Annotated in this window: 14 protein-coding genes and 1 pseudogene; 8 read left to right on the top strand and 7 right to left on the bottom strand. The window is 68.8% G+C overall.

The window, feature by feature from the left end; translation table 11 throughout:
- Position 1: 1 nt before the first annotated feature.
- A complete protein-coding gene (locus Q9246_RS12585) occupies positions 2-424 on the top strand; it encodes a DUF4019 domain-containing protein (protein WP_306397882.1) in 423 nt (140 codons plus the stop codon).
- 24 nt (positions 425-448) lie between these two features.
- On the opposite strand, the gene Q9246_RS12580 is transcribed toward Q9246_RS12585, so the two are convergent.
- On the bottom strand, positions 449-1,630 hold the full coding sequence (locus Q9246_RS12580) for a DNA topoisomerase IB (protein WP_306397881.1): 1,182 nt from the start codon (positions 1,628-1,630) through the stop codon (positions 449-451).
- Between the two features lie 248 nt (positions 1,631-1,878).
- On the opposite strand from Q9246_RS12580, the gene Q9246_RS12575 reads away from it, so the two are divergent.
- Together Q9246_RS12575 and Q9246_RS26515 are read left to right on the top strand one after the other, a co-directional pair.
- Entirely contained in the window at positions 1,879-4,941 is a 3,063-nt protein-coding gene (locus Q9246_RS12575) for a DUF4214 domain-containing protein (protein ID WP_306397880.1), read from the top strand.
- 114 nt (positions 4,942-5,055) lie between these two features.
- Positions 5,056-5,156: pseudogene (locus Q9246_RS26515) on the top strand (IS1595 family transposase); the annotation flags it as partial.
- 13 nt (positions 5,157-5,169) lie between these two features.
- On the opposite strand, the gene Q9246_RS12570 reads toward Q9246_RS26515, so the two are convergent.
- From Q9246_RS12570 to Q9246_RS12555, 4 genes are all read right to left on the bottom strand, one after another.
- The gene (locus tag Q9246_RS12570) at positions 5,170-6,813 is read right to left on the bottom strand and encodes a Na+/H+ antiporter (RefSeq protein ID WP_306397879.1); all 1,644 of its coding nucleotides are present in this window, start codon (positions 6,811-6,813) and stop codon (positions 5,170-5,172) included.
- A 63-nt stretch (positions 6,814-6,876) separates the two neighbouring features.
- Positions 6,877-9,171, bottom strand: a complete 2,295-nt coding sequence (locus Q9246_RS12565; protein WP_306397878.1) for a putative bifunctional diguanylate cyclase/phosphodiesterase — start codon at positions 9,169-9,171, stop codon at positions 6,877-6,879.
- A gap of 188 nt (positions 9,172-9,359) precedes the next feature.
- Complete coding sequence (locus Q9246_RS12560) at positions 9,360-11,585, bottom strand: hybrid sensor histidine kinase/response regulator (protein ID WP_306397877.1); 2,226 nt, start codon at positions 11,583-11,585, stop codon at positions 9,360-9,362.
- Entirely contained in the window at positions 11,582-12,736 is a 1,155-nt protein-coding gene (locus Q9246_RS12555) for a pyridoxal phosphate-dependent aminotransferase (RefSeq protein WP_306397876.1), read from the bottom strand. Before Q9246_RS12555 ends, Q9246_RS12560 begins: the two co-directional genes overlap by 4 nt.
- 186 nt (positions 12,737-12,922) lie before the next feature.
- Between Q9246_RS12555 and Q9246_RS12550 the strand changes: the two genes are divergently transcribed.
- The 5 genes from Q9246_RS12550 (at position 12,923) to Q9246_RS12530 (ending at position 18,185) form a co-directional block, all read left to right on the top strand.
- Entirely contained in the window at positions 12,923-15,304 is a 2,382-nt protein-coding gene (locus Q9246_RS12550; RefSeq protein ID WP_306397875.1) for a bifunctional salicylyl-CoA 5-hydroxylase/oxidoreductase, read from the top strand.
- A 21-nt stretch (positions 15,305-15,325) separates the two neighbouring features.
- Positions 15,326-16,180, top strand: a complete 855-nt coding sequence (locus Q9246_RS12545; protein ID WP_306397874.1) for an enoyl-CoA hydratase family protein — start codon at positions 15,326-15,328, stop codon at positions 16,178-16,180.
- Entirely contained in the window at positions 16,180-17,334 is a 1,155-nt protein-coding gene (locus tag Q9246_RS12540) for an acyl-CoA dehydrogenase family protein (RefSeq protein WP_306397873.1), read from the top strand. The genes Q9246_RS12545 and Q9246_RS12540 overlap by 1 nt, the downstream gene beginning before the upstream one ends.
- A 19-nt stretch (positions 17,335-17,353) precedes the next feature.
- Complete coding sequence (locus Q9246_RS12535) at positions 17,354-17,764, top strand: RidA family protein (protein WP_306397872.1); 411 nt, start codon at positions 17,354-17,356, stop codon at positions 17,762-17,764.
- Positions 17,765-17,846: 82 nt separating this feature from the next.
- Positions 17,847-18,185 (top strand): hypothetical protein, encoded by a 339-nt coding sequence (locus Q9246_RS12530; protein WP_306397871.1) that lies wholly within the window; start codon positions 17,847-17,849, stop codon positions 18,183-18,185.
- Between the two features lie 7 nt (positions 18,186-18,192).
- Here the strand turns inward: Q9246_RS12530 and Q9246_RS12525 are convergent, their stop codons facing one another.
- Both Q9246_RS12525 and Q9246_RS12520 read right to left on the bottom strand, forming a co-directional pair.
- Entirely contained in the window at positions 18,193-20,436 is a 2,244-nt protein-coding gene (locus Q9246_RS12525) for a xanthine dehydrogenase family protein molybdopterin-binding subunit (RefSeq protein ID WP_306397870.1), read from the bottom strand.
- Positions 20,433-20,912 carry a (2Fe-2S)-binding protein gene (locus Q9246_RS12520; protein WP_306397869.1) on the bottom strand — a complete coding sequence of 160 codons (480 nt, stop codon included), beginning with the start codon at positions 20,910-20,912 and terminating at the stop codon, positions 20,433-20,435. Before Q9246_RS12520 ends, Q9246_RS12525 begins: the two co-directional genes overlap by 4 nt.
- Positions 20,913-20,975: the final 63 nt, after the last annotated feature.

The following is a 20,975-nucleotide window of genomic DNA, read 5'->3' as shown; positions in this document are numbered from 1 at the left end:
CATGAAACAGCTCGCACCGATCGCCCTCGCCATGATGTTCGCCATGCCCGTCGCCACCGTGCAGGCGCAGGAAACCGACCATAGCAAGGCAGGCGTGGCGGCTGCCGAACAGTGGCTCAGGCTGGCCGATGCGGGCAAGGGTCCCGAGACCTGGAGCGCCGCCGGCAGCGCCTTCCGCGGCGCCGTCACCGCCGAGCAGTGGACCGGCATGCTGCAGGGCGCGCGCGCGCCGCTGGGCGAACTGAAGTCGCGCTCGCTCACCAATGCGCGCTACACGCGCACCTTGCCCGGCGCGCCGGAAGCCGACTACGTGGTGATCCAGTATGGCGCCGTGTATGCCAACCGACCCGGCGTGACCGAGACCGTGGTCACCGCGCGCGAAGCCGACGGCAGCTGGAAAGTGGTCACCTACCTGGTCCAGTAGGCCGGCAGCGTCCCGGGCGTACGCTCAGGCCGCGGCGCGGGCCGCGGCGCGCGGCGCCTTGCGGGCGGCCGGCTTCCTGGCCGCCGCCTTCTTGCGCGGTGCGGGGGCAGGCCGCGGGTTTTCCTGCTCGCGGCGCAGGCGCTGCTGCAGCATGGCCAGCACCGCCGCTTCCTCGGGTTGCAGCGCATGCAGGTCCTCCTGCAGCGTCTCTTCGGTGCGTTCGCGCAGCACCTCGAGGGCGGCGCCGTCGAGATAGGCGTCCAGCACCGCCGGGTGCACATAGCACTTGCGGCAGATCGACGGCGTATTGCCGAGCTTTTCGGCCACCGACTCGATCGCACGCACGATATTCTTCTTGGCCTGGGCTTCGGAATCGAATTTCTCGAACTCCTGCAGCGCCAGCGCCGCCAGTACCGTGCCCGACCAGGTGCGGAAATCCTTGGCCGTATAGTCTTCGCCGCCGATGGCGCGCAGGTAGTCGTTGACGTCGCTCGAATCGATGGCGTGGGTCTCGCCATTCTCGTCCACGTACTGGAACAACTCCTGGCCCGGCAGGTCGCGCGAGCGCGCCACGATGCGCGCCAGGCGCCGGTCGTGCACCTTGACCTTGTGGTAGACGCCGCTCTTGCCGCGGAAGCTGAACTCGACGTCGCTGCCGTCGACCTTCGCATGGCGATTGCGCAGCGTCGTCAGGCCGAACGATTTATTGGTGCGGGCGTATTCTTCGTTACCGACCCGCATCATGGTCGCTTCGAGCAGGTAGACGATCGTCGCCAGCACTTTCTCGCGGGGCAGGCCGGGCAGCTTTAAAGCACGGTCGACCTCGGCGCGGATGGCCGGCAGGGCCTGGCCGAACTTGAGCATGCGCTCGTACTTGACCTCGTCGCGCGCCTCGCGCCACTTCGGGTGGTAGCGGTACTGCTTGCGGCCGCGGGCGTCGCGCCCGGTGGCCTGCAGATGACCGTTCGCTTGCGGGCAGATCCAGACGTCGAGCCAGGCGGGCGGAATCGCGAGGCGCCGGATGCGCGCCAGCGCATCCTCGTCGGCCACCGGTTCGCCATGGGCGTCGACATAGCGGAAACCGTCCTTGATGGCTTCGCGCCGGATGCCGGGCCGGTCGTCATGGACATAGCGCAGGCCGGCCGCGCGCGCGGCTGTGGGCGGATCGCTGGGTACGGATTCGTCGTCGGGTTGTTCGCTGGGCATGGGAGGGTCGCTCGAAGATGATGTTCCAGCCGATCCTACGCGCAGTATCCTGCGCTCACTGTACGCAAACTCACTATCGAGAACGCCGCGGCGCGCCCGTCCGCGAGGCGGCGTGCAGTTCTACAACGGATGAGCCGCGCCTGGCGTCGTCGGCAAGAAAATTGGTGATCATTTATTGCCAAGTGGATATACTTTTGGGCTAGGTGCGGGCAACTGGCCCGGCTCCGCAATGAACACAGGGGAAAAGCATGAGCAGGGTTGAAGCAATCGTCAATTCGTTCTATCTGGGTTACTACGGTCGTCCGGCCGACCCGGATGGCCTGGCATTCTGGTCGATGCAGCTCGGGCGCGCCGACGGCGACTTCGACACCATCGCGCAGGCCTTCGCCGCCTCCGAAGAGGCCGCGATACGATTCGGCAGCGCCGATACCGAAGCCCGCATCGCCCAGATCTACCAGAACCTGTTCGAGCGCGCCCCGGACAGCGAGGGCCTGGCTTTCTGGACCAAGGCCATCGCCCAGGGCCACATCAGCATGGCCGACGCCGCGCTGTACATCGCGCGCGGCGCCCAGCAGGCCGACGCCGGCCTGCTGGCGCTGCGCCAGCAAGCGGTCGAGCGCTTTACCGCGGAAGTCGCCGCGTCCGGCGTAGCCTACGACGGTTATGCGGCGATCGAGGCCGCCCGCATCCTGGTCAAGGCCGTGGGCCCCCAGGCCAGCGCCGCGGACATCGATGCCATGGTCGAAGCCACCGCGCGCCTGGTCGATATCGCGCACGACAATCCGAACGTAGTGACGGCCATCGCCACCGGCACGACCCTGGTCGCGCTGTTCGATACCGCGCGCGGCCAGTCCGAACCGGTCAACCTGGTGCTGGCGCTGGCCGATGTCGCGCAAGCGGCGGCTGGCGATCCGGCCACCCTCGAATCGCTGCTGCGCGGCGGCGGCATGGCGAAGGTGCTGCAGGTGATGCCGCAAAAGGCGACCCTGCACGACGTGGTCGAGGCCCTGGCCACTGGCGGCCTGCCGGCCGCGGTCGACGTCGTGTATCCATCGAACCAGGGAACAGCGCCGGTGATGCCCGTGCGTCTCGCTTTCCTCGGCGTGCAGCATGACGAAGGCGACGCCCAGCCGCGCGACAATGTCACCAATGTAAAAGAGGCAAGGATCGAGTTCAGCCACAGCGGACGGGCGCTGGCCGGCGGCGAACGCTATGAGTTCAGCCTCGACGGCAGCGCCTGGAAGAGCGACGGTCTTGCGACGTCGACGGTGGGACGGACGACCGTCATCGCGGTGGTCGTCGACCTGGGCGAAGGCGCGCCGCTCGCGGCGCGCACCCGGGTTGCCGATTCGCATGCCGACCTGGAGACAACGGTCTACCTGCGCGTGGTCAATGCCGCCGGCAAGGTGGTCGCCTCGGCCAGCCAGGCAATCGTCTACGACAGCTACGTGGCCGTGCCCGTGTTCACGCTCGATACCGATCCCGCCAGCCTGCATTTCGGGGCCGACCTGCACCATGTGCGCGACGCCGAGGCGGTCCGGATAGGCGGCATCGAGTCCGGTGGCCGGATCGAATACGCTGTCCACGACCAGCCCGGCGCCACGGGCGCCGAGCCGTCCTGGACCAGGGATGCGCCCGTATTCGTCGAAGGCGAAAACACCATCGAGGTGCGCCAGGTCGATGCCGCCGGCAACATCAGCCGCAGCGAGACCCTGACCTTCACGCTCGACACCATGGCGCCGGCTGCGCCGACCGTCGTGCTGGAGGAAGATACCGGCATCGAGGATGACGACGGCATCACCAGCAATGCCAGGATCGTGATCGGCGGCCTGGAAACCCTGCTCACCACCGGCTGGGAGTACAGCACCGACGGCAAGGAGTGGACATTCGGCGGCGTCAACGACGGCAGCGGCAGTGCCGTGTTCGACGCGGCCGTGCTCGGCGAGCGCAGCAGCGCGCTGCAGGTGCGCCAGATCGACGCGGCCGGCCACGTCAGCGATGCCGTCATGCTCGCACTGACCTACGATAAGACCGCCCCGGGCGAGACGCTGTCCTTCATGCGCATCGAGGGCGAGGCGGACGGCAAGGCGTCCACCACGCAGCCGCAGGCCGGCATCACCTTCGGCGTCACCGGTGCTGCCGACGGCATCGTGCAATGGCGTTTCAAGGGCGATAGCGCCTGGACCACGCTGGACGAGGACGACTACAACGGCGACGGCAGCTTCACGCTGCCCGCGGTCGACCTCGCCGACGCGGATCCGACCATCGAGGTGCGCGTGATCGACGCCGCCGGCAATCCCGGCGACGAGCTCAGCCAGGCGATCGACGGTCCCTGGGTGAAGCCCATCGGCGCGACGCTCATGTCGATCAGCCTCGGCCTGCTGGGCGAGACGAATACGGCCACCTTCGAGGTCGACGGCGCCCAGCTCACCGGCCTGGACGATGCCGCCACCTTCGTCCTCAGCGACTATTCCAGCGGCGCGCCGCTGCCGACCGCGGTCGACTACACGGCCGGGCCGGACTTCGGCGTCGATGCCGGCGTCCTGACCTTCGGCCAAGCCCTGCACGCCGGCCTGTACGAGATGGGCTGGCAGGACGACACCTTTACCACCGACACCGGCTACCTGAAGGCGGGCTCGCTGCGTTTCGCCGGCGGCAGCGATGGCTTGTTCCAGTTCGAAGGCGTCGCGATCGGCAGGGTGGCGCAGGTGACGTCCGGCGGCGTATTCGACTCCACCAATAATACCGCCTTCCTGGTCGCCTCCTTCAACGACCTGAATACGCCCTACATCGTCGGCGGCGCCGGGCACGACGTCTACGTCAAGCAGTCCAGGTCCATGGCCATCGGCATCGAGGACTACATGCGCGAAGGCGACAGCGACCTGGTCGTCAACTTCGAGTCCGGCGTCGACAAGATCCGGTTCAATTTTCAGGTAGCGCTCATGCTCGACCAGGACTACGACGGCGAGATCGACTGGGCCGCGCCGGCCGGTCCGGATGGCCGTGTCGTCATCGGCAGCACCGACGAGGGGGCGCAAGCGACGACCCAGGCGCCGATCCGTATCGGCAGCGGCGACACGTCGTCGATCATCACCGAGCTCAACAAATTGTTCGACGTCACCCAGGTCGCACGCAACGCCAACCTGGTGTTCCTGCTCGACGATGGCGGCATCGGCGACGGCGCCGCACTGTTCTATTACATAAACAAGGACGACGACGACCGGATCGATGCCGACGAGGTCACGACCTTGCTGATGTTCGCTGACGGTGCGCCCGAACAGGCGGACATCGTGGTGGTCGGCACGGTATGAGCCCGAGGGGCTTAGCGGTTTCCGCTCAGCGGTGGCGCTGTCAGCGTTAGATATGGATGAGCATTGAACTGCTGAGCTGATCCACGGTCCAAGCCCTATTGTGCAAGAAATGGCTGGCTACCCGACTACCTCGGCTGGCGGTGGGCGGTCGATGGGGTCAGGGTCGTTTCGCCGCGCAATTGCTGCGCATCGCCCTCGGCGTCATCGACAGATAATGGGTATGGCGCCTCAGCGATAGCGCGCCTCGACCAGGTCGATCTCGCGCAGCAGCTTGCGCGCGATCTCGTCCGATAGCTGGTTGTGGCGCGCCATGCGCAGCAGCACCGCGCGTTCCTGCTCGAGCGCGGCCAGGCGGTAATGCCGTTCCGCGCTCTCGGCGGCGCGCGCCCGGTCCGGATCGATGCCGGTCCCCGTGCCACCGTCGAGCCGGTACTGGTACAGGCTGCGCACCTGGTCGGCCGCGCTGGCATGCATCTCGGCCGCGCCTTCGAGGTCGCAGCCGGCGGTGGGTGGCGGCGGCGTGGCCGCGATCGCTTCCAGCGCCGCCAGCGCAGCGGCGTGGCGCGCCCCGTCTTCCTCGCTTTCGTGGGCCGGCTCGGCCGGCAGTTCCAGCCCGCGCAGCACCCGCGGCAAGCCCACGCTGGCCAGCACCAGCGACGCCACGATCACCGCGCTGGCGAGAAAGATCACCAGGTCGCGTCCCGGGAACGGCGTCCCGTTCGGCATCGCCAGCGGCAGGGTCAGCACGCCGGCCAGGGTGATCGCGCCGCGCACGCCGGCCAGCGAGGTGGCCAGGATCAGGCGCGGATTCGGGCGGTACACGGCCTGCTGCTGGCGCCGCGCGGCCAGCAGGGTCAGGCGCAGCGACACCCACACCCAGATGAAGCGCAGCAGGATCAGGCCCACGCTGATCGCCAGCGCATTGCCCAGCAACCACCAGACGTCGTGCGCCGCCGGCAGCTCGGGTGCGCGGAGCGCCGCCTTGACGATGGCCGGCAACTGCTCGCCCAGCAGCACGAACATGATGCCGTTGAGCGAGAACTGCACGGTGTCCCAGACCACGGCGCGGCGCACGCGGGTGGTGGCCAGCGCGCGGCCGCTCAGTTCGACGTAGCTCATCGTGATGCCGGCCGCCACCGCCGCCAGGATGCCCGATGCCGCGACATGCTCGGCGGCGAGGTAGGCGCCGAAGGGCAGCAGCAGGTTGACCAGGATCGGCGAGCCGCTTTCCTCGCCGATGCGCGCCGCGAGGATGCGCTGGGCCGCGCTGACGGCGACCGTCAGCCCGACGCCGATCGCGATGCCCGCCAGCGCCACCCACAGGAAGGTCAGCGTGGCTTCGCCCAGCGAGAAGGTGCCGGTCAGCGCCGCCGCCACCGCGAAGCGGAAGCACACCAGGCCGCTGGCATCGTTGAGCAGCGATTCGCCCTCGAGGATGTGCATCAGGCGCGGCGGAATCGGCACCCGCGCCGCGATCGACGACACCGCCACCGGATCGGTCGGGGCCAGGATCGCGGCCAGCGCGAACGACACCGCCAGCGGCAGCGACGGGATCAGCCAGTGGATCAGGAAGCCGGCGCCGATCACGGTGAACAGGACCAGGCCGAGCGCCAGTTCGAGGATGGTCGAGCGGTCGCGGAACAGGCCGACCTTGGGGATGCGCCAGCCGTCCAGGAACAGCAATGGTGGCAGGAACAGCAAGAAGAAGATGTGTGGCTCGAGGCGCACGCCGTGGCTGGTGGTGCCTGAGATGGCCGCGCCGAGCGCGATCTGGACCAGCGGCAGGGGCACGGCGAACGGCAGTATCCGCACCAGGTAGCCGCTTGCCACCACCGCCAGCAGCATCGCCAGTACGATTCCCACCTCATCCATCGACATCCCTCCCGTTCAAAAAAAGCATGATACGGGATCGCGGCGATCCGTGCCGCTGCGCGATCAGGCTGCGATGCCCAGGTGCGCCAGCAGCGCGTCCAGCGCCATCGGCCGGTGGAACAGGTAGCCCTGCATGCAGGCGTTGCCGTGCTGGGTCAGGTAGTCGGCCTGGGCCTCGGTCTCGACGCCTTCGGCGACCACGCGCAGCCCCAGGTGGCCAGCCATGGCCAGCACCGACTGCACGATCGCGGTGCCGTCCTTGTCGTGCGGGGTGTCGCGGATGAAGCCCTTGTCGATCTTGAGTTCGTACAAGGGCATCCGGGTCAGGTAGGCCAGGCTCGAATAGCCGGTGCCGAAGTCGTCGACCGAGATCCGGATGCCCAGCGCCGCCAGCTCGTGCATGCGGTCGATGGTGTGGTCGAGCCGGTCGACCAGCAGGCCTTCGGTGACTTCGAAAATCAGCTGGCCGGGCGGCACGCCAGTCTCGTGCAGGATGGCCGCGACCCGGGCCACGAAGTCGGGCTGGCGGAACTGCATCGGGCTGACGTTGACCGACAGCGGCAGCGGCCGGTCGATGGCGGCCAGCGCGTGCCAGGCCAGGCAGGCCTGGCGCAGGGCCCAGTCGCCCAGCGGCACGATCAGTCCGCTCAATTCGGCCACCGGGATGAACTGGTCAGGCGGCACGAAGCTGCCGTCCTTGCGGCGCCAGCGCATCAGGAGTTCGGCGCCGCAGGGCTGGCGGGCGGCGTCGACCTGCAGCTGCAGGTGCATCGCCAGCTCGCGCTGCTCGAGCGCCAGGCCGAGGTCGCGCTCGAGCGTCAGGCGGCGGTCGGCGTCGCGCAGCATCCCGGCCTCGAACAGCACCACGCCGTTCCTGCCGCGCGCCTTGGCGTGGTACATCGCGGTGTCGGCTTCGCGCAGCAGGTCGTGCACCGACATGGCGGCCGGCAGGCGCGCCGCCAGCGCCACCCCGATGCTGGTGGTGGCGTAGTAGTGCTGGCCCTCGATCGGCATCTTCTCGGCCAGCGAACAGCGGATGCCTTCCGCGACCGCCAGCGCGCGCGCCGTCGCGACGCAGGCCTCGCTTCCCAGCTCGCCGAGCAGCACCACGAATTCGTCGCCGCCGAGGCGCGCCACGCAGCCCTGTGCGCCGACCGCCTCGACCAGGCGCCCGGCGGCGGTCTGCAGCAGCTGGTCCCCGACCGTGTGTCCGCGCGCGTCGTTGACGGTCTTGAAGTTGTCGATGTCGACGTACAGCAGCGCGCCCAGCGCGCCGGTGGTCTGAGCGGCGGCGACCATCTCGCCCAGCCGCTCCATCAGCAGGCGCCGGTTGGGCAGGCCGGTCAGCACGTCGTAGAAGGCCAGCCGGTGGATGGCGGCGGCAGCGTTGCGGCGTTCGGTGATGTCGCGGCTGACCACCACCCAGTGCGTGATCGCGCCCCGGTCGCCGGCGAACGGCACCATCTCGGCTTCGACCCAGTAGGGTTCGCCGCGGCTGGTGTACAGCAGCAGTTCGGCCGTTACCGCTTCCTTGCGCGCCACCGAGGCCAGCACCCGGTCCACCGTGGCCTGGTCGGTGCCGGGACCTTCCAGCATGCGCAGGCTGCGCCCCAGCACCTGGTCGCGCGTGTAGCCGGTATGGTGCAGGAAGGCGTCGTTGGCGAAGATGATCGGCTGTTCGGCCCCTGGCAGGTCGACCATGCGCGCGATCAGCACCATGTCGTTCAGGCGCGCGATGGCTTCCGACGTCAGGCGCAGTTCGGCGTTCATCTGGCGCAGCCGGTCCTGGCCGGCTTCGAGCTCGGTGGCCGCGTTGCGCGATTCGGCCAGCGAACTGGCGATCCCCTTGAGCAGGGTGCCGCTGGTGAAGGTGATCAGGGCGCCGACGCAGGTGAAGTTGAGCGCCACCACCAGCGACGACAGCAGGGCGGTGCCTTCCAGCCCGGGCACGTAGAGCGGGGTGAGGCCGGCGGCGCCGAGCGCCACGATGCAGGCGGCGCACAGCGCCAGCGCGGCCAGCGCGGCGCGGTTGCCGAGCAGGATCACCGCCATCGCGGGCGGCGCCATCAGGTAATTCAGGCTGACCGGACCCACCGCCAGCATCAGGCCGATGGCGACCAGGTACAGCATGGCGAGGAAGTTCAGCACGCGCGCCGTGTACGACAGGCGCGTACTGCGCCAGATGGCGACCAGCCAGGACAGGGCCAGCACGTCCATCAGCGCGACCGGCCATTTCCCCTGGTAGAGGACGAGGGCGATGCCGGGAATGGCGGCGATCACCCCCAGCAGGAACACGATCGGCAACAGCGTCGAGAATACGCGCTCGCGCCACTGGGCGAGGTCGTTAGAAGTCGGCATCAGGCAGCATCCATGTCAGCATGCCCAAGGATTTTCTCCAAAGCGCATAAATTTGCTTGTGTGCAAATTTTATGTACGACGCATGAGCCCTGTCACGCGATTTCTTGTCGCCTGTTGTCTTGATGCGACCAAGTGTGTCCGGCGCACGCTCGTGCTGACACGATGCGCCGGCGCCGGGATGGGAAACGTCAACCAGCGCCGGCCAGCGCCAGCAGTTCGCCCAGTTGCAGCGTATTGACAGGCTTGACCAGGTAGTGGTCGAATCCGGCCTGGCTGGCGGCCTCGCGGTCTTGCTGGCGCCCGTAGCCGGTGGCGGCGATCAGCGTGGCGCCGCTGGTTTGCGGCAGCCGGCGCAGGCGGCGCGCCAGTTCGTTGCCGTCCATGTCGGGCAGGCCGATGTCGAGGATGCAGGCCTGGGGCGCGAACACCTTGGCGATCTCGATCGCGTCCACGCCGTTGTAGGCGATTTCCACCTCGTGGCCCGAGGCGCGCAGGAACAGGTTGAGCGTGTGCGCGGCATCCAGGTTGTCGTCCACCACCAGGATGCGCAGCGCGCTCGCCGGGCCGGCCTCGATGGCCGGGGCGCTGGCCGGCAGCGCCGCGCTGTCCTGCCGGTGGCGCGGCAGCCGCACGGTGAAAGTGCTGCCGCGGCCCAGGCCGGGGCTGTGGGCGCTGACGCTGCCGCCGTGCAGCTCGACCAGGCTCTTGGCCAGCGCCAGACCCAGGCCCAGGCCGCCCTGCGAGCGGTCCGGGGTGCGTTCGGCCTGGGTGAACAGGTCGAACACGCGCTCGACCAGGCGCGCATCCATGCCGATGCCGTCGTCGCTGACGCTCAGCTGCCAGGCGTCGCCGACGAGCTGCAGCCGCAGCTCGATATGGCCGCCCTCCGGCGTGTACTTGGTGGCGTTGCCCAGCAGGTTGGCCACCACCTGCACCAGGCGCTTGTGGTCGCCCTTGGCGTGGGCCGGACCGGCCGGCAGGTCGAGCACCACCTTGTGGCGCCGGGCGCCGATCAGGGGCCGGATCTGCTCGGCGGCGTCGTCGATCACGCTGCGCAGGTCCAGCACCTGGGTCGACAGCGAAACCAGGCCGCGCGTCACGCGCGACACGTCCAGCAGGTCGTCGACCAGGCTGGTCATGTGCTCGACCTGGCGCGCGATGATGGCGCAGGTCTGCGTGATCTGGGCGTTATCCGAGTGCAGCAGCTTGAGCAGGTGGGCGCCGGTGCTGATCGGCGCCAGCGGATTGCGCAGCTCGTGCGCCAGCATCGCCAGGAATTCGTCCTTGCGCTGGTCGGCCGCGCGCAGTTCGCGCTCGGCCTGGCCGCGCGCGGTTTCCTTCTTCTGCAGGTTCTCGGCCATCTCGTCCAGCGCTGCCGCCAGCCGCCCGATCTCTTCGTTGCCGTATTCGATGCCGGTGCGGGCCTCGAGCTCGCCGGCCGCGATCCGGCGCGCGACCGAGGTCAGGCCGCGTACCCGCTGCACGATCAGCCGCTCGCCGGCCAGCCAGGCCGCCAGCAGGGCCAGCAGGGTGGTCGCGCCCAGCCCCAGCAGCGACATGAACTGGGCCTCGCGCGCGACCTGGGTGATCAGGTCGGTCGGGATCCCGATCGTGACCGTGTATTCGGTCAGGGTCGGCGCGCCGACGCGGGCGAAGGCGTGCAGGCGGTCGACGCCGTCCTCGCCGCGCACCACCAGCGCGCGCCCGTGCGGGCCGCGCATGGCCGCCAGCAGCTCGGCGCTGACGCGCTGGCCGAACCAGCGTTCCGGGTCCGGGCGGCGCGAGATCAGGGTGCCCGCGGCGTCGGCCGTTTCCAGGATCGAGCCGGGCGGCATGCTGATGTCGTTGACGAAGGTGTCCAGGCCGGCCAGGTCCATCGCCGCGAACACCACCGCCACCACGTCGCCCGACCGGTCGATGACGGGGTAGGTGAGGTTGATCGTGTGCTTGCGGATCACGCGCCCGAACACGTAATCGCCGGCGATGAAACGGCGCTCGGCGATGGCGCGCTTGAAGTGGCTGCGGTCGCCCAGGTTCACCGGGTGCAGCATCGGCACCGCGCTGCAGGTGACGTCGCCGTTGAGCTGGATGAGGCCGAAATTGACGTAGCCTTCGTTGCGGTCGAGGACATTGGCCAGCAGGGCGTTGCAGCCGGCGGTCGGGCCCAGCAGGTCGGGCACGCTCACCAGGTCGACCAGGATCTGGCGCGCGCGGTCGATCGATTGCGCCTCGTTGGCGGCGGCGAGCGCGGTCAGGCGCTGGAGGTTTTCTTCCGAGGCGCGGATCGCCGCTTCGCGCTCGCGCAGGCCGCCCAGCACCGTGACGACCGCGATCGGCGTGATCGCCAGCAGCACCAGCAGCATCAGGCGGCTGCGCAGGCTGTTCAGGCGGAAGCGCCCCAGCACACCGCTCATCGCGTCCCCGCCAGCCGCGCGCCGAATGCGACGATGCGGCGCACGCCCTCCATCAGGGTCGCCTCGTCGTCCGAGATATAGCCGATGCGGATGTAGCCCGGCCGGCCGAGGGCGTCGCCCGGCATCAGCGCCACCCGCTCTTCTTCCAGCAGGCGTTCGGCAAAACCGACCGTGTCGGTGGTGAGGGCGCGCACGTCGCCCCACAGGTAGGGGCCGGAAGCCGGCGCCTGCATGACGATCCAGGGCACGTCGGCGACATGGCGCACCACCAGGTCGCGCCGCGCGCGATAGTCGGCCAGCAGCGCGTGCGGGGTGCCGGTGGCGAATGCCGCCACCGCCGCCACCTGCGACAGGTGGGGCGCGGCGGCCGTGATCGGGCCCTGCAGGGTTTGCATCGCCTGCACCAGGTGGGCGGGGGCGAGCGCGAAGCCCACCCGCCAGCCCATCATCGCATAGCTCTGCGAGGCCGAGAACAGGGTGACCACGCCCAGCGCGCGCCAGTCGCACAGCGCCGCCAGCGTGATGTGTTCGCCGTCGAACACCAGGTGCTCGTAGCTTTCGTCGACGATCACGTGCACGCCCTTGGCCAGGGCCCAGTCGCGCACGGTCTCGAGCTCGCGGCGGGTAAACACCTTGCCGGTCGGGTTGTGCGGATTGTTCAGCACCAGCACCTTGACCGCACCAAACGCCGCCAGCGTGTCGGCGTCCAGGGTGTCCGGCAGGTCGGCCAGCACCACCTCGAGCCCAAGCAGTTCGGCGGTCGCGAGATAGGCTGGCCAGTGCGGGCGGAATACCGCAATGCGGTCGCCCGGATCGGTCATCGCGTACAGCGCCTGGTAATAGGCCTGCTTGCAGCCATTGGTCACGATGATCTCGTCGACCGCCGCCTCGACGCGGTTCTCGCTGGCGAGCTTGGCGCGCAGCGCCGCGCGCACCTTCAGCGCGCCGCTCACCTCGGTGTAGGGCAGCGTGCGCTCGCGCTCGATGGCGGTGGAGACGGCGTCCAGCACCGGCGGCGGGGCCGGGAAGTGCGAGATCGCGATCGAGAAATCGATCACGCGCTCGCCGGCATGGCGCAGCGCTTCGGCGCGGCCATGCATGGCGGTGGTGGCGAGGGGGCGGGAGTGCGCAATCCGGTCTGAAATCTTCATCGTGTCTGGCGAATTATCCAAGTTGGGTGGCCGGGCGCGCAAGGTCCGGTCCTCGGTTTTGTTCTTTCTGGATTGTACTAAAAACTGGCGATTTCCATGGGAGGATTCTTTCGTGTGCTGCAAGTAATTGACACCTCAAGTATTGGTGCGGGTAATATGGACGCCTCACCAGCTCCGGGAGGGGAAATGAACATCGTTTGCGTCGGCGGCGGTCCGGCCGGGCTGTACTTCGGCCTGCTCATGAAACTGCGCCATCCCACGCATGCGGTGACCGTCGTCGAGCGCAACCGGCCCGGGGACACCTTCGGCTGGGGCGTGGTGTTCTCGGACCAGACGCTGGGCCGCCTGGCGCAGGCCGACCCTCCGAGCGCGCGCGCCATCCTGCAGGCCTTCAACCACTGGGACGCGATCGACGTCCACTTCAAGGGCGCGACCGTCACCTCGCACGGCCATGGCTTCTGCGGCATCGGCCGCAAGCGCCTGCTGGACATCCTGCAGGCGCGCTGCCGCGAACTGGGCGTGGAACTGGTGTTCGAGACCCGGATCGAGGACGTGCCCGCGCTGGCGCGCCGCTACCGGGCCGACCTGGTGGTGGCGGCCGACGGCGTCAATAGCGCAATCCGCCAGCAGTACGCCGCAGCCTTCCAGCCCGAGGTCGAGGAGCGCCGGTGCCGCTTCGTGTGGCTCGGCACGCGCAAGCGCTTCGACGCCTTCACCTTCGCTTTCGAGGAAACCGAACATGGCTGGTTCCAGGCCCACGCCTACCAGTACGACGGCGAGACCTCGACCTTCATCATCGAGACGCCGGACGCCACCTGGCGCGCGAGCGGCCTGGCCGACATGGACCAGGAACAGGCGCTGGCCTTTTGCGAGCGCCTGTTCGCGCGCCACCTGGACGGCCATGCCTTGATGGCCAACGCGGCCCACCTGCGCGGGTCCAGCATGTGGATCCGCTTCCCGCGCCAGGCCTGCCGCACATGGGTGCATCCGATCGAGGTCGACGGCCGGCGCGTGCCGCTGGTGCTGATGGGCGACGCTGCCCACACGGCCCACTTCTCGATCGGCTCCGGCACCAAGCTGGCGCTGGAAGATGCGATCGGCCTGGCCGACGAGTTGCAAGGGGAGGGCGACCTGTTCGCCGCGCTGTCCCGCTACCAGGACGCGCGCCTGGTCGAGGTGCTCAAGCTGCAGAGCGCCGCCCGCAACTCGATGGAGTGGTTCGAGAACGTGGCGCGCTACACGGCCATGGAGGCGGAACAATTCGCCTATTCGCTCCTCACCCGCAGCCAGCGCCTGTCGCACGAAAACCTGCGCCTGCGCGATGCGGCCTATGTCGAGGGCTTCGAACACCGGTTCGCCGTGGCCGCGGCGCGGGCGGCCGGCGTGGAGCCTCCTTCCGGTGCGGTGCCGCCCATGTTCACGCCCTACAAGGTGCGCGGCGTGCTGCTGAAGAACCGGGTAGTGGTGTCGCCGATGGCCCAATATTGCGCCGTGGATGGCGTGGTGGGCGACTTCCACCTGGCCCATCTCGGCGTGCGCGCGCTGGGCGGCGCGGCGCTGGTGATGGCCGAGATGACCTGCGTGTCGGCCGACGCCCGGATCACGCCCGGCTGTCCCGGCCTGTATACGCAGGCGCAGATGCTGGCATGGCGGCGCATCGTCGACTTCGTGCACACGGCCAGCGACGCGAAGATCGGCATCCAGCTCGGCCACGCCGGCGCCAAGGGCTCGACCCGCCCGATGTGGGACGGCATCGACCTGCCTTTGGAACACGGCAACTGGCCGCTGCTGTCGGCGTCCAGCCAGCAATACCTCGACGGCGTGTCGCAGGTGGCGCGCGAAGCGACAGGCGAGGACCTCGATCGCATCAAGCAGGATTTCGTGCGCGCCGCGGAAGCCGCCTGCGAGGCCGGTTTCGACTGGCTCGAGCTGCACTGCGCGCACGGCTATCTGCTCTCGAGTTTCATCTCGCCGCTGACCAACCGGCGCCAGGACGACTACGGCGGCAGTCTCGAGAACCGCTGCCGCTATCCGCTGGAGGTGTTCGCCGCGGTGCGCGCGGCCTGGCCGGCGGACCGGCCGATCAGCGTGCGCATCTCGAGCCACGACTGGGTCGAGGGCGGCATCACGCCGCAGGACGCGGTCGCGATCGCGCGCCTGTTCCGTGCGGCCGGCGCCGACATGATCGATTGTTCCTCGGGCCAGGTCAGCAAGCGGGAGAAGCCCGTGTTCGGGCGGATGTTCCAGACGCCGTTCGCCGACCGTATCCGCAACGAGGCCGGCATCCCGACCATTGCCGTCGGCGGTATTTATGAGGCCGACCACGTGAACGGCATCATCGCCGCCGGCCGCGCCGACTTGTGCGCCGTGGCGCGCCCGCACCTGGCCAACCCGGCCTGGACGCTGATGGAGGCGGCGCGCATCGGCTACACTGGCGCAGCCTGGCCGCGCCAGTACCGGGCCGGCAAGCAGCAGCTGGAGCGCAACCTGGAACGCGAGCGCCAGTTGCAGGCGGCGTCCAGCGGCCTGTCGCCGCAGCAGGCGGCCGCGCGCCTGCTCGAAAGCTGAATCACATCTCAGGAGTCAAGCATGCACTATCTACCGGGCGAATCGCACCGCCTGCCGGGCGGCCGCCACAGCCTGGCCGGCTACGCGCCGCAGCACTTCGGCTTCGGGCTCGATGCCGGCGTCGCCACCATCACGCTGGACCGGCCCGAGCGCAAGAATCCGCTGACCTTCGATTCGTATGCCGAGCTGCGCGACCTGTTCCGCGCGCTGGCGTATGCGGACGACGTCAAGGCGGTGGTCGTCACCGGCGCCGGCGACAATTTCTGTTCGGGCGGCGACGTGCACGAGATCATCGGCCCGCTGACGAAGCTGGACATGCCGGGCCTGCTGGCCTTTACCCGCATGACGGGCGATCTGGTGAAAGCGATGCGCGCCTGCCCGCAGCCGGTGGTGGCGGCAGTCGACGGCGTGTGCGCCGGCGCCGGGGCGATCCTGGCGCTGGCCTCGGACATCCGTTACGGCACCGCGCGCAGCCGCACCGCTTTTCTCTTCACCCGGGTCGGCCTGGCTGGCTGCGACATGGGCGCCTGCGCCTTGCTGCCGCGCGTGATCGGGCAGGGCCGGGCGGCCGAGCTGCTGTACACCGGGCGTTCGCTGGATGGCGAAGAGGGCGAGCGCTGGGGCTTCTTCAACCGCCTGTGCGCGCCAGAACAGTTGTTGAGCGAGGCCCGGGCTTTCGCCGCGACCCTGGCGGCCGGTCCGACCTTCGCCCATGGCATGACCAAGAAGATGCTGCAGCAGGAGTGGAATATGGGGGTCGACGAAGCGATCGAGGCCGAGGCCCAGGCCCAGGCCATCTGCATGGCGACCAATGACTTCCATCGCGCCTACCACGCCTTCGTGGCGAAAGAGCGGCCGCGCTTCGAGGGGGATTGATGGGGCACGACTACCTGGACTGGCCGTTCTTCGAGGCGCGCCATGGCGAACTGGCGCGGGAACTGGATGCCTGGGCGGCGGACAATCTGCATGATGCCCATGGCCGCGATGCCGATGCCATCTGCCGTGCGCTGGTTGCACGCCTGGGCCGCGATGGCTGGCTGCGCCACGCCGTCGGCGAGCAGGCCATCGATACGCGCGCCATCTGCCTGATCCGCGAGACGCTGGCGCGCCACGCCGGCCTGGCCGACTTCGCGTTCGCAATGCAGGGCCTGGGCAGCGGGGCGATCTCGCTGTTCGGCAGCGAGGAGCAGAAGCGCCGCTGGCTGCCGCGCGTGGCGAGCGGCGAGGCGATCGCCGCCTTCGCCCTGTCCGAGCCCGAGGCCGGCTCCGACGTTGCCGCCATGCGCTGCGCTGCGCGGCGCGAGGGCGACGACTGGGTGCTCGATGGCGAAAAGACCTGGATCTCGAATGGCGGCATCGCCGATGTCTACGTCGTGTTCGCGCGCACCGGCGACGGTGGGGGCGAGGGCGGGCGCGGCTCGAAGGGCATCTCGGCCTTCATCGTCGACGCGGGCGCGCATGGCCTGGAAATTGCCGAACGCATCGACGTGATCGCCCCGCATCCGCTGGCGCGCCTGCGCTTCGACGGTTGCCGGGTGCCGGCCGACTGCCTGGTCGGTGCAGAGGGCCAGGGCTTCAAGGTGGCGATGGCCACGCTGGACGTGTTCCGCACCTCGGTCGCCGCTGCCGCGCTGGGTTTTGCGCGCCGCGCAATGGATGAAGCCCTGGCGCGCGCGCAGTCGCGGCCGATGTTCGGCAAGACCTTGGCCGACTTCCAGCTCACCCAGGCGAAACTGGCCCAGATGGCGCTGGAGATCGACGCCGCCGCGCTGCTGACCTACCGCGCCGCCTGGCTGCGCGACAATGGCAAACGCGTGACGCAGGAAGCGGCGATGGCCAAGCTGGCCGCCACCGAATCGGCGCAGCGCGTGATCGACAGCGCGGTGCAGCTGTTCGGCGGCCAGGGCGTGCAGAGCGGGCAGGTGGTGGAAAGCCTGTACCGCGAAATCCGCGCGCTGCGCATCTACGAGGGAGCGAGCGAAGTGCAGCTCCTGATCATCGCGCGCGAGCTGCTCGCGCCGAAGGTGTAATCAAAGTTTGGAGAAGGGGATGGACATCCTGCAACCGCCCTGCTGGCCGCGGCCGAAGGGCTATGCCAATGGCGTCGCCTGCCGCGGACGCCAGATTTTTGTCAGCGGCATGATCGGCTGGGACGCCGAAGGCCGCTTTCACACCGACGACTTCGTCGGCCAGTCGCGCCAGGCGCTGGAAAACATCGTCGCCGTGCTGCGCGAAGCCGGCGCCGGACCGGAGCACATCGTGCGGATGACCTGGTATGTGCTGGACAAGCGCGAATACCTGAATGCAGGCAGTGCACTGGGCGCCGCCTACCGCGAGGTGCTGGGGCGGCACTATCCGGCCATGAGCGCGGTGCAGGTGGCGGGATTGATGGAGGATCGGGCGCGGGTGGAGATCGAGGTGACCGCGGTGATACCGGACCTGGAAGGCGATCCAGGTTGAGGCGCGAGCACGCCTTCCGATAGAGCGACTGCCAATCCGCCTTTCTGGTAACTTGCTTGCAACAGCAAACCAAGGAGGCACCATGAGCAATCCCATCGTCCGCGTGATCCAGGACTTCGCTATTGCCGAGCAGTTGCGGGTCGACCTGATCGGCGCCGGTCTCCCGCAAGACAATGTCGTTCTTTCCCCCATCGGCGACGAGGCTGGCCCCGGCCAGTCGAATTTCACGGTCGGCGACTCGTCCGAGGTCAAGGGCGGCACCGACTACAAGGATGTGTTCCGCCCCGAAGGCGACGTCCACGGCGCCTGCATCCTGAGGGTGCTGGCGCAGGATGCGCGCCAGGAAGAGCTGGCGCTGGCCGTCCTCGAACGCCACCGCACGGCCGCCCCACACGCCATCAGCGAACGGGGCATGCCGTAACCGTCGCCTAGCTCCAGCTCAGGTCGACCTTGTTGAGCGGGAGCTCGCGCACCCGCTTGCCGGTGGCCGCGAAGATCGCATTGCACACCGCCGGCGCCAGCGGCGGCAGCGGCGGCTCGCCCAGGCCCGTCACCGGCTGGTCCGACTTCACGAAGTGCATCTCGATCCTGGCCGGCGCGTCGCCGATGCGCAGCAGCTGGTAATCGTGGAAGTTGCTTTGCACGATGCGGCCGTTTTCCAGGTTCAGCTCGGGGAACATCAGCGTCGACAGTCCGTCGATCACCGACCCCTCGACCTGGTTCTCGGCGCCCGACAGGTTGATGATGGTCGGCCCCACGTCGGTGGCCACCACCACGCGGTCGACTTTCACTTTACCATCCTTGGACACCGTCACCTCGGCCACCTGCGCCACATAGCCGCGATGGCTGAAGTGGAAGGCGATGCCTTGCCCCTGGCCGCGCGCGAATTTCTTCTTGCCCCAGCCGGCCTTGTCGGCGGCGGTCTGCAGCACCGCGCGCATGCGCGCCACATTGTACGGCTGGCCGCGCTCGACGCTCGGCGGCACGATGTCCTTGTCGCCCAGCAGCTCGAGGCGGAAGGCAAGCGGATCGCGTCCGCCGGCATGGGCCAGCTCGTCGATGAAGCTGTGGAAGGCCCAGGCGAACACGCAGCTGCCCGGCGCGCGCCACGGTCCCATCGGTACGCTGCATTCCAGCGCAGTCTGCTCCAGCTGGCAGTTGGCCAGCCAGCGGCCCGGGAATTCGTCGGGCGACAGGCTGCCCCCGCTGCCGTTGCGCAGGCTGCTCTTGCCGTCCTGTTCGACGCGGTTGGCGAAGGTGACGAAATGGTTGTGCCAGCCCACGACCTTGCCGGCCTTGTCGACCCCGCCGCGCAGGAAGTGGAAGCCGCCCGGACGGAAGTGATCATGCTGCAGGTCATCCTCGCGGGTCCAGGTCAGCTTGACCGGCGCCTTGTCCTTCATGCGCTGGGCGATCGCGGTGGCTTCGACGATAAAGTCCGAGCTCAGGCGCCGGCCGAAGCCGCCGCCGCTGCGGATGATGTGCATCGTGATTTTCTCTTTGGGGATGCCGCAGGTGCTGCTTACCAGGGCCTGGCCCGCGTTCGGGTTCTGCGTCGGGGCCCACAGCTCCAGCGCGCCATCGGGTTTCAGCCATGCCGTGCAGTTCTGCGGCTCCATGCTGGCGTGCGAGATGAACGGGTAGCTGTAGGCCGCTTCCACGGTCTTCGCCGCACCCTTCAGGGCGGCGGCGACGTCGCCATCCTTGCGCAGCATCGTGGCGCCGGGCTGTCTGGCCGCCGCTTTGGCCTGGGCCGTGAAGTCGGCCCAGCTGTGTTTGGCGGCCGCGCCTTCGTCCCATTCCACTTCCAACGCGCGGCGCGCGCGGATCGCGGCCCAGGTCGAGGTGGCGACGATCGCCACGCCGGGACGCAGGCCGTTCAGGTTATCGGTGCCTTCGATGATGAAGGCGTCCTTCACGCCGGGCAGGGCGCGCACTGCGTCCAGGTTGGCGCGGCGCGGCTTGCCGCCGAAGACCGGGCACTTGACGTACTGCGCGTGCAGCATGCCGGGCAGCTGGACGTCGATGCCGAACAGCGGTTTGCCGCTGACGATGGCGCCGTTGTCGACGCCGCCGATGCGCTTGCCCAGCAGCTTGAAGTTCGCCGGATCCTTGACGGCGACCTTTGCCGCCTCGGGCAAGGGCAGTTTGGCGGCCGCGTCGACCAGGGCGCCATAGGCCAGGCGCCGCTTGCTGGCCGCGTGCAGCACGTGGCCGGCATCGGTCGTGCATTCGCTGGCCGCCACCTTCCAGGCCTGGGCCGCGGCCTGCAACAGGACATAGCGCGCGGTCGCGCCCAGGCGGCGGAAGTTCTCGTAGTTGTTCGGGGTCGAGTTGGAGCCGCCCGCGCCCTGGCTGCCATAGGCTTCCAGATCCAGGTCGCCCTGGACCACGCGCACGCTGTCCCAGGCGACGTCGAGTTCTTCGGCGATCACCATCGGCAGCGAGGTCTTGATACCCTGGCCGATCTCGGGCTGCTTGGAAATCAGGGTCACGCTGCCGTCGCGCGCGATGCGGATGAAGGCGTTCGGCACGAAGTCGGCGCCGGGCGCCGCGGCGGCCGGATTGTTCACCGCCGCCAGCACGCCTTGCGCCGACATGCCGATCAGGAGGGCGCCACCGGCGCCGGCCGCGCGCAGGAAACCGCGGCGGGAAGTGGAGGCGAGTGTCATGCCGGTTTCCTTTCGGTCGATGCGATCTCGGCGGCGCGGTGGATGCCCTTGCGGATCCGCATATAGGTGGCGCAGCGACACAGGTTGCCGGCCATGGCCTCGTCGATCTGGGCGTCGGTCGGCTTCGGATGCTGCTTGAGCAGCGAACAGGCGCTCATGATCTGGCCCGACTGGCAGTAGCCGCATTGCGGCACGTCCAGCTCTTGCCAGGCCACTTGCAGTGGATGGCGGGCATTGGCGTCGAGGCCTTCGATGGTGGTGATCTTCTGGGCGCCGATGGCGGAGACGGGAAGCACGCAGGCGCGGGTGGCCACGCCGTCGAGGTGGACGGTGCAGGCGCCGCACTGGCCCAGGCCGCAGCCGTACTTGGTGCCGACCAGGCCCAGGGTATCGCGCAGGGCCCACAGCAGCGGGGTATCGGCTTCGACGTCGACGGCTTGCGCCTTGCCGTTGACGTTCAGGGTGAATGTACTCATGACCTTCTCTCCAGGGCAGTGCGATGAAGCTGCCCATCGTAGCGGAATTTTCGTCAACTCAAC

Origin of the sequence: Telluria beijingensis (assembly GCF_030770395.1) — a bacterium.
GTDB lineage: Bacteria > Pseudomonadota > Gammaproteobacteria > Burkholderiales > Burkholderiaceae_D > Telluria > Telluria beijingensis.
The sequence above is the reverse complement of the archived record's forward strand: the minus strand, read 5'-3'. Positions and strand labels throughout refer to the sequence as shown.

Coding starts and splice junctions, on each gene's coding strand:
- Q9246_RS12585 (WP_306397882.1), top strand. CDS start 2: ATGAAACAGCTCGCACCGATCGCCCTCGCCATGATGTTCGCCATGCCC.
- Q9246_RS12580 (WP_306397881.1), bottom strand. CDS start 1,630: ATGCCCAGCGAACAACCCGACGACGAATCCGTACCCAGCGATCCGCCC.
- Q9246_RS12575 (WP_306397880.1), top strand. CDS start 1,879: ATGAGCAGGGTTGAAGCAATCGTCAATTCGTTCTATCTGGGTTACTAC.
- Q9246_RS12570 (WP_306397879.1), bottom strand. CDS start 6,813: ATGGATGAGGTGGGAATCGTACTGGCGATGCTGCTGGCGGTGGTGGCA.
- Q9246_RS12565 (WP_306397878.1), bottom strand. CDS start 9,171: ATGCCGACTTCTAACGACCTCGCCCAGTGGCGCGAGCGCGTATTCTCG.
- Q9246_RS12560 (WP_306397877.1), bottom strand. CDS start 11,585: ATGAGCGGTGTGCTGGGGCGCTTCCGCCTGAACAGCCTGCGCAGCCGC.
- Q9246_RS12555 (WP_306397876.1), bottom strand. CDS start 12,736: ATGAAGATTTCAGACCGGATTGCGCACTCCCGCCCCCTCGCCACCACC.
- Q9246_RS12550 (WP_306397875.1), top strand. CDS start 12,923: ATGAACATCGTTTGCGTCGGCGGCGGTCCGGCCGGGCTGTACTTCGGC.
- Q9246_RS12545 (WP_306397874.1), top strand. CDS start 15,326: ATGCACTATCTACCGGGCGAATCGCACCGCCTGCCGGGCGGCCGCCAC.
- Q9246_RS12540 (WP_306397873.1), top strand. CDS start 16,180: ATGGGGCACGACTACCTGGACTGGCCGTTCTTCGAGGCGCGCCATGGC.
- Q9246_RS12535 (WP_306397872.1), top strand. CDS start 17,354: ATGGACATCCTGCAACCGCCCTGCTGGCCGCGGCCGAAGGGCTATGCC.
- Q9246_RS12530 (WP_306397871.1), top strand. CDS start 17,847: ATGAGCAATCCCATCGTCCGCGTGATCCAGGACTTCGCTATTGCCGAG.
- Q9246_RS12525 (WP_306397870.1), bottom strand. CDS start 20,436: ATGACACTCGCCTCCACTTCCCGCCGCGGTTTCCTGCGCGCGGCCGGC.
- Q9246_RS12520 (WP_306397869.1), bottom strand. CDS start 20,912: ATGAGTACATTCACCCTGAACGTCAACGGCAAGGCGCAAGCCGTCGAC.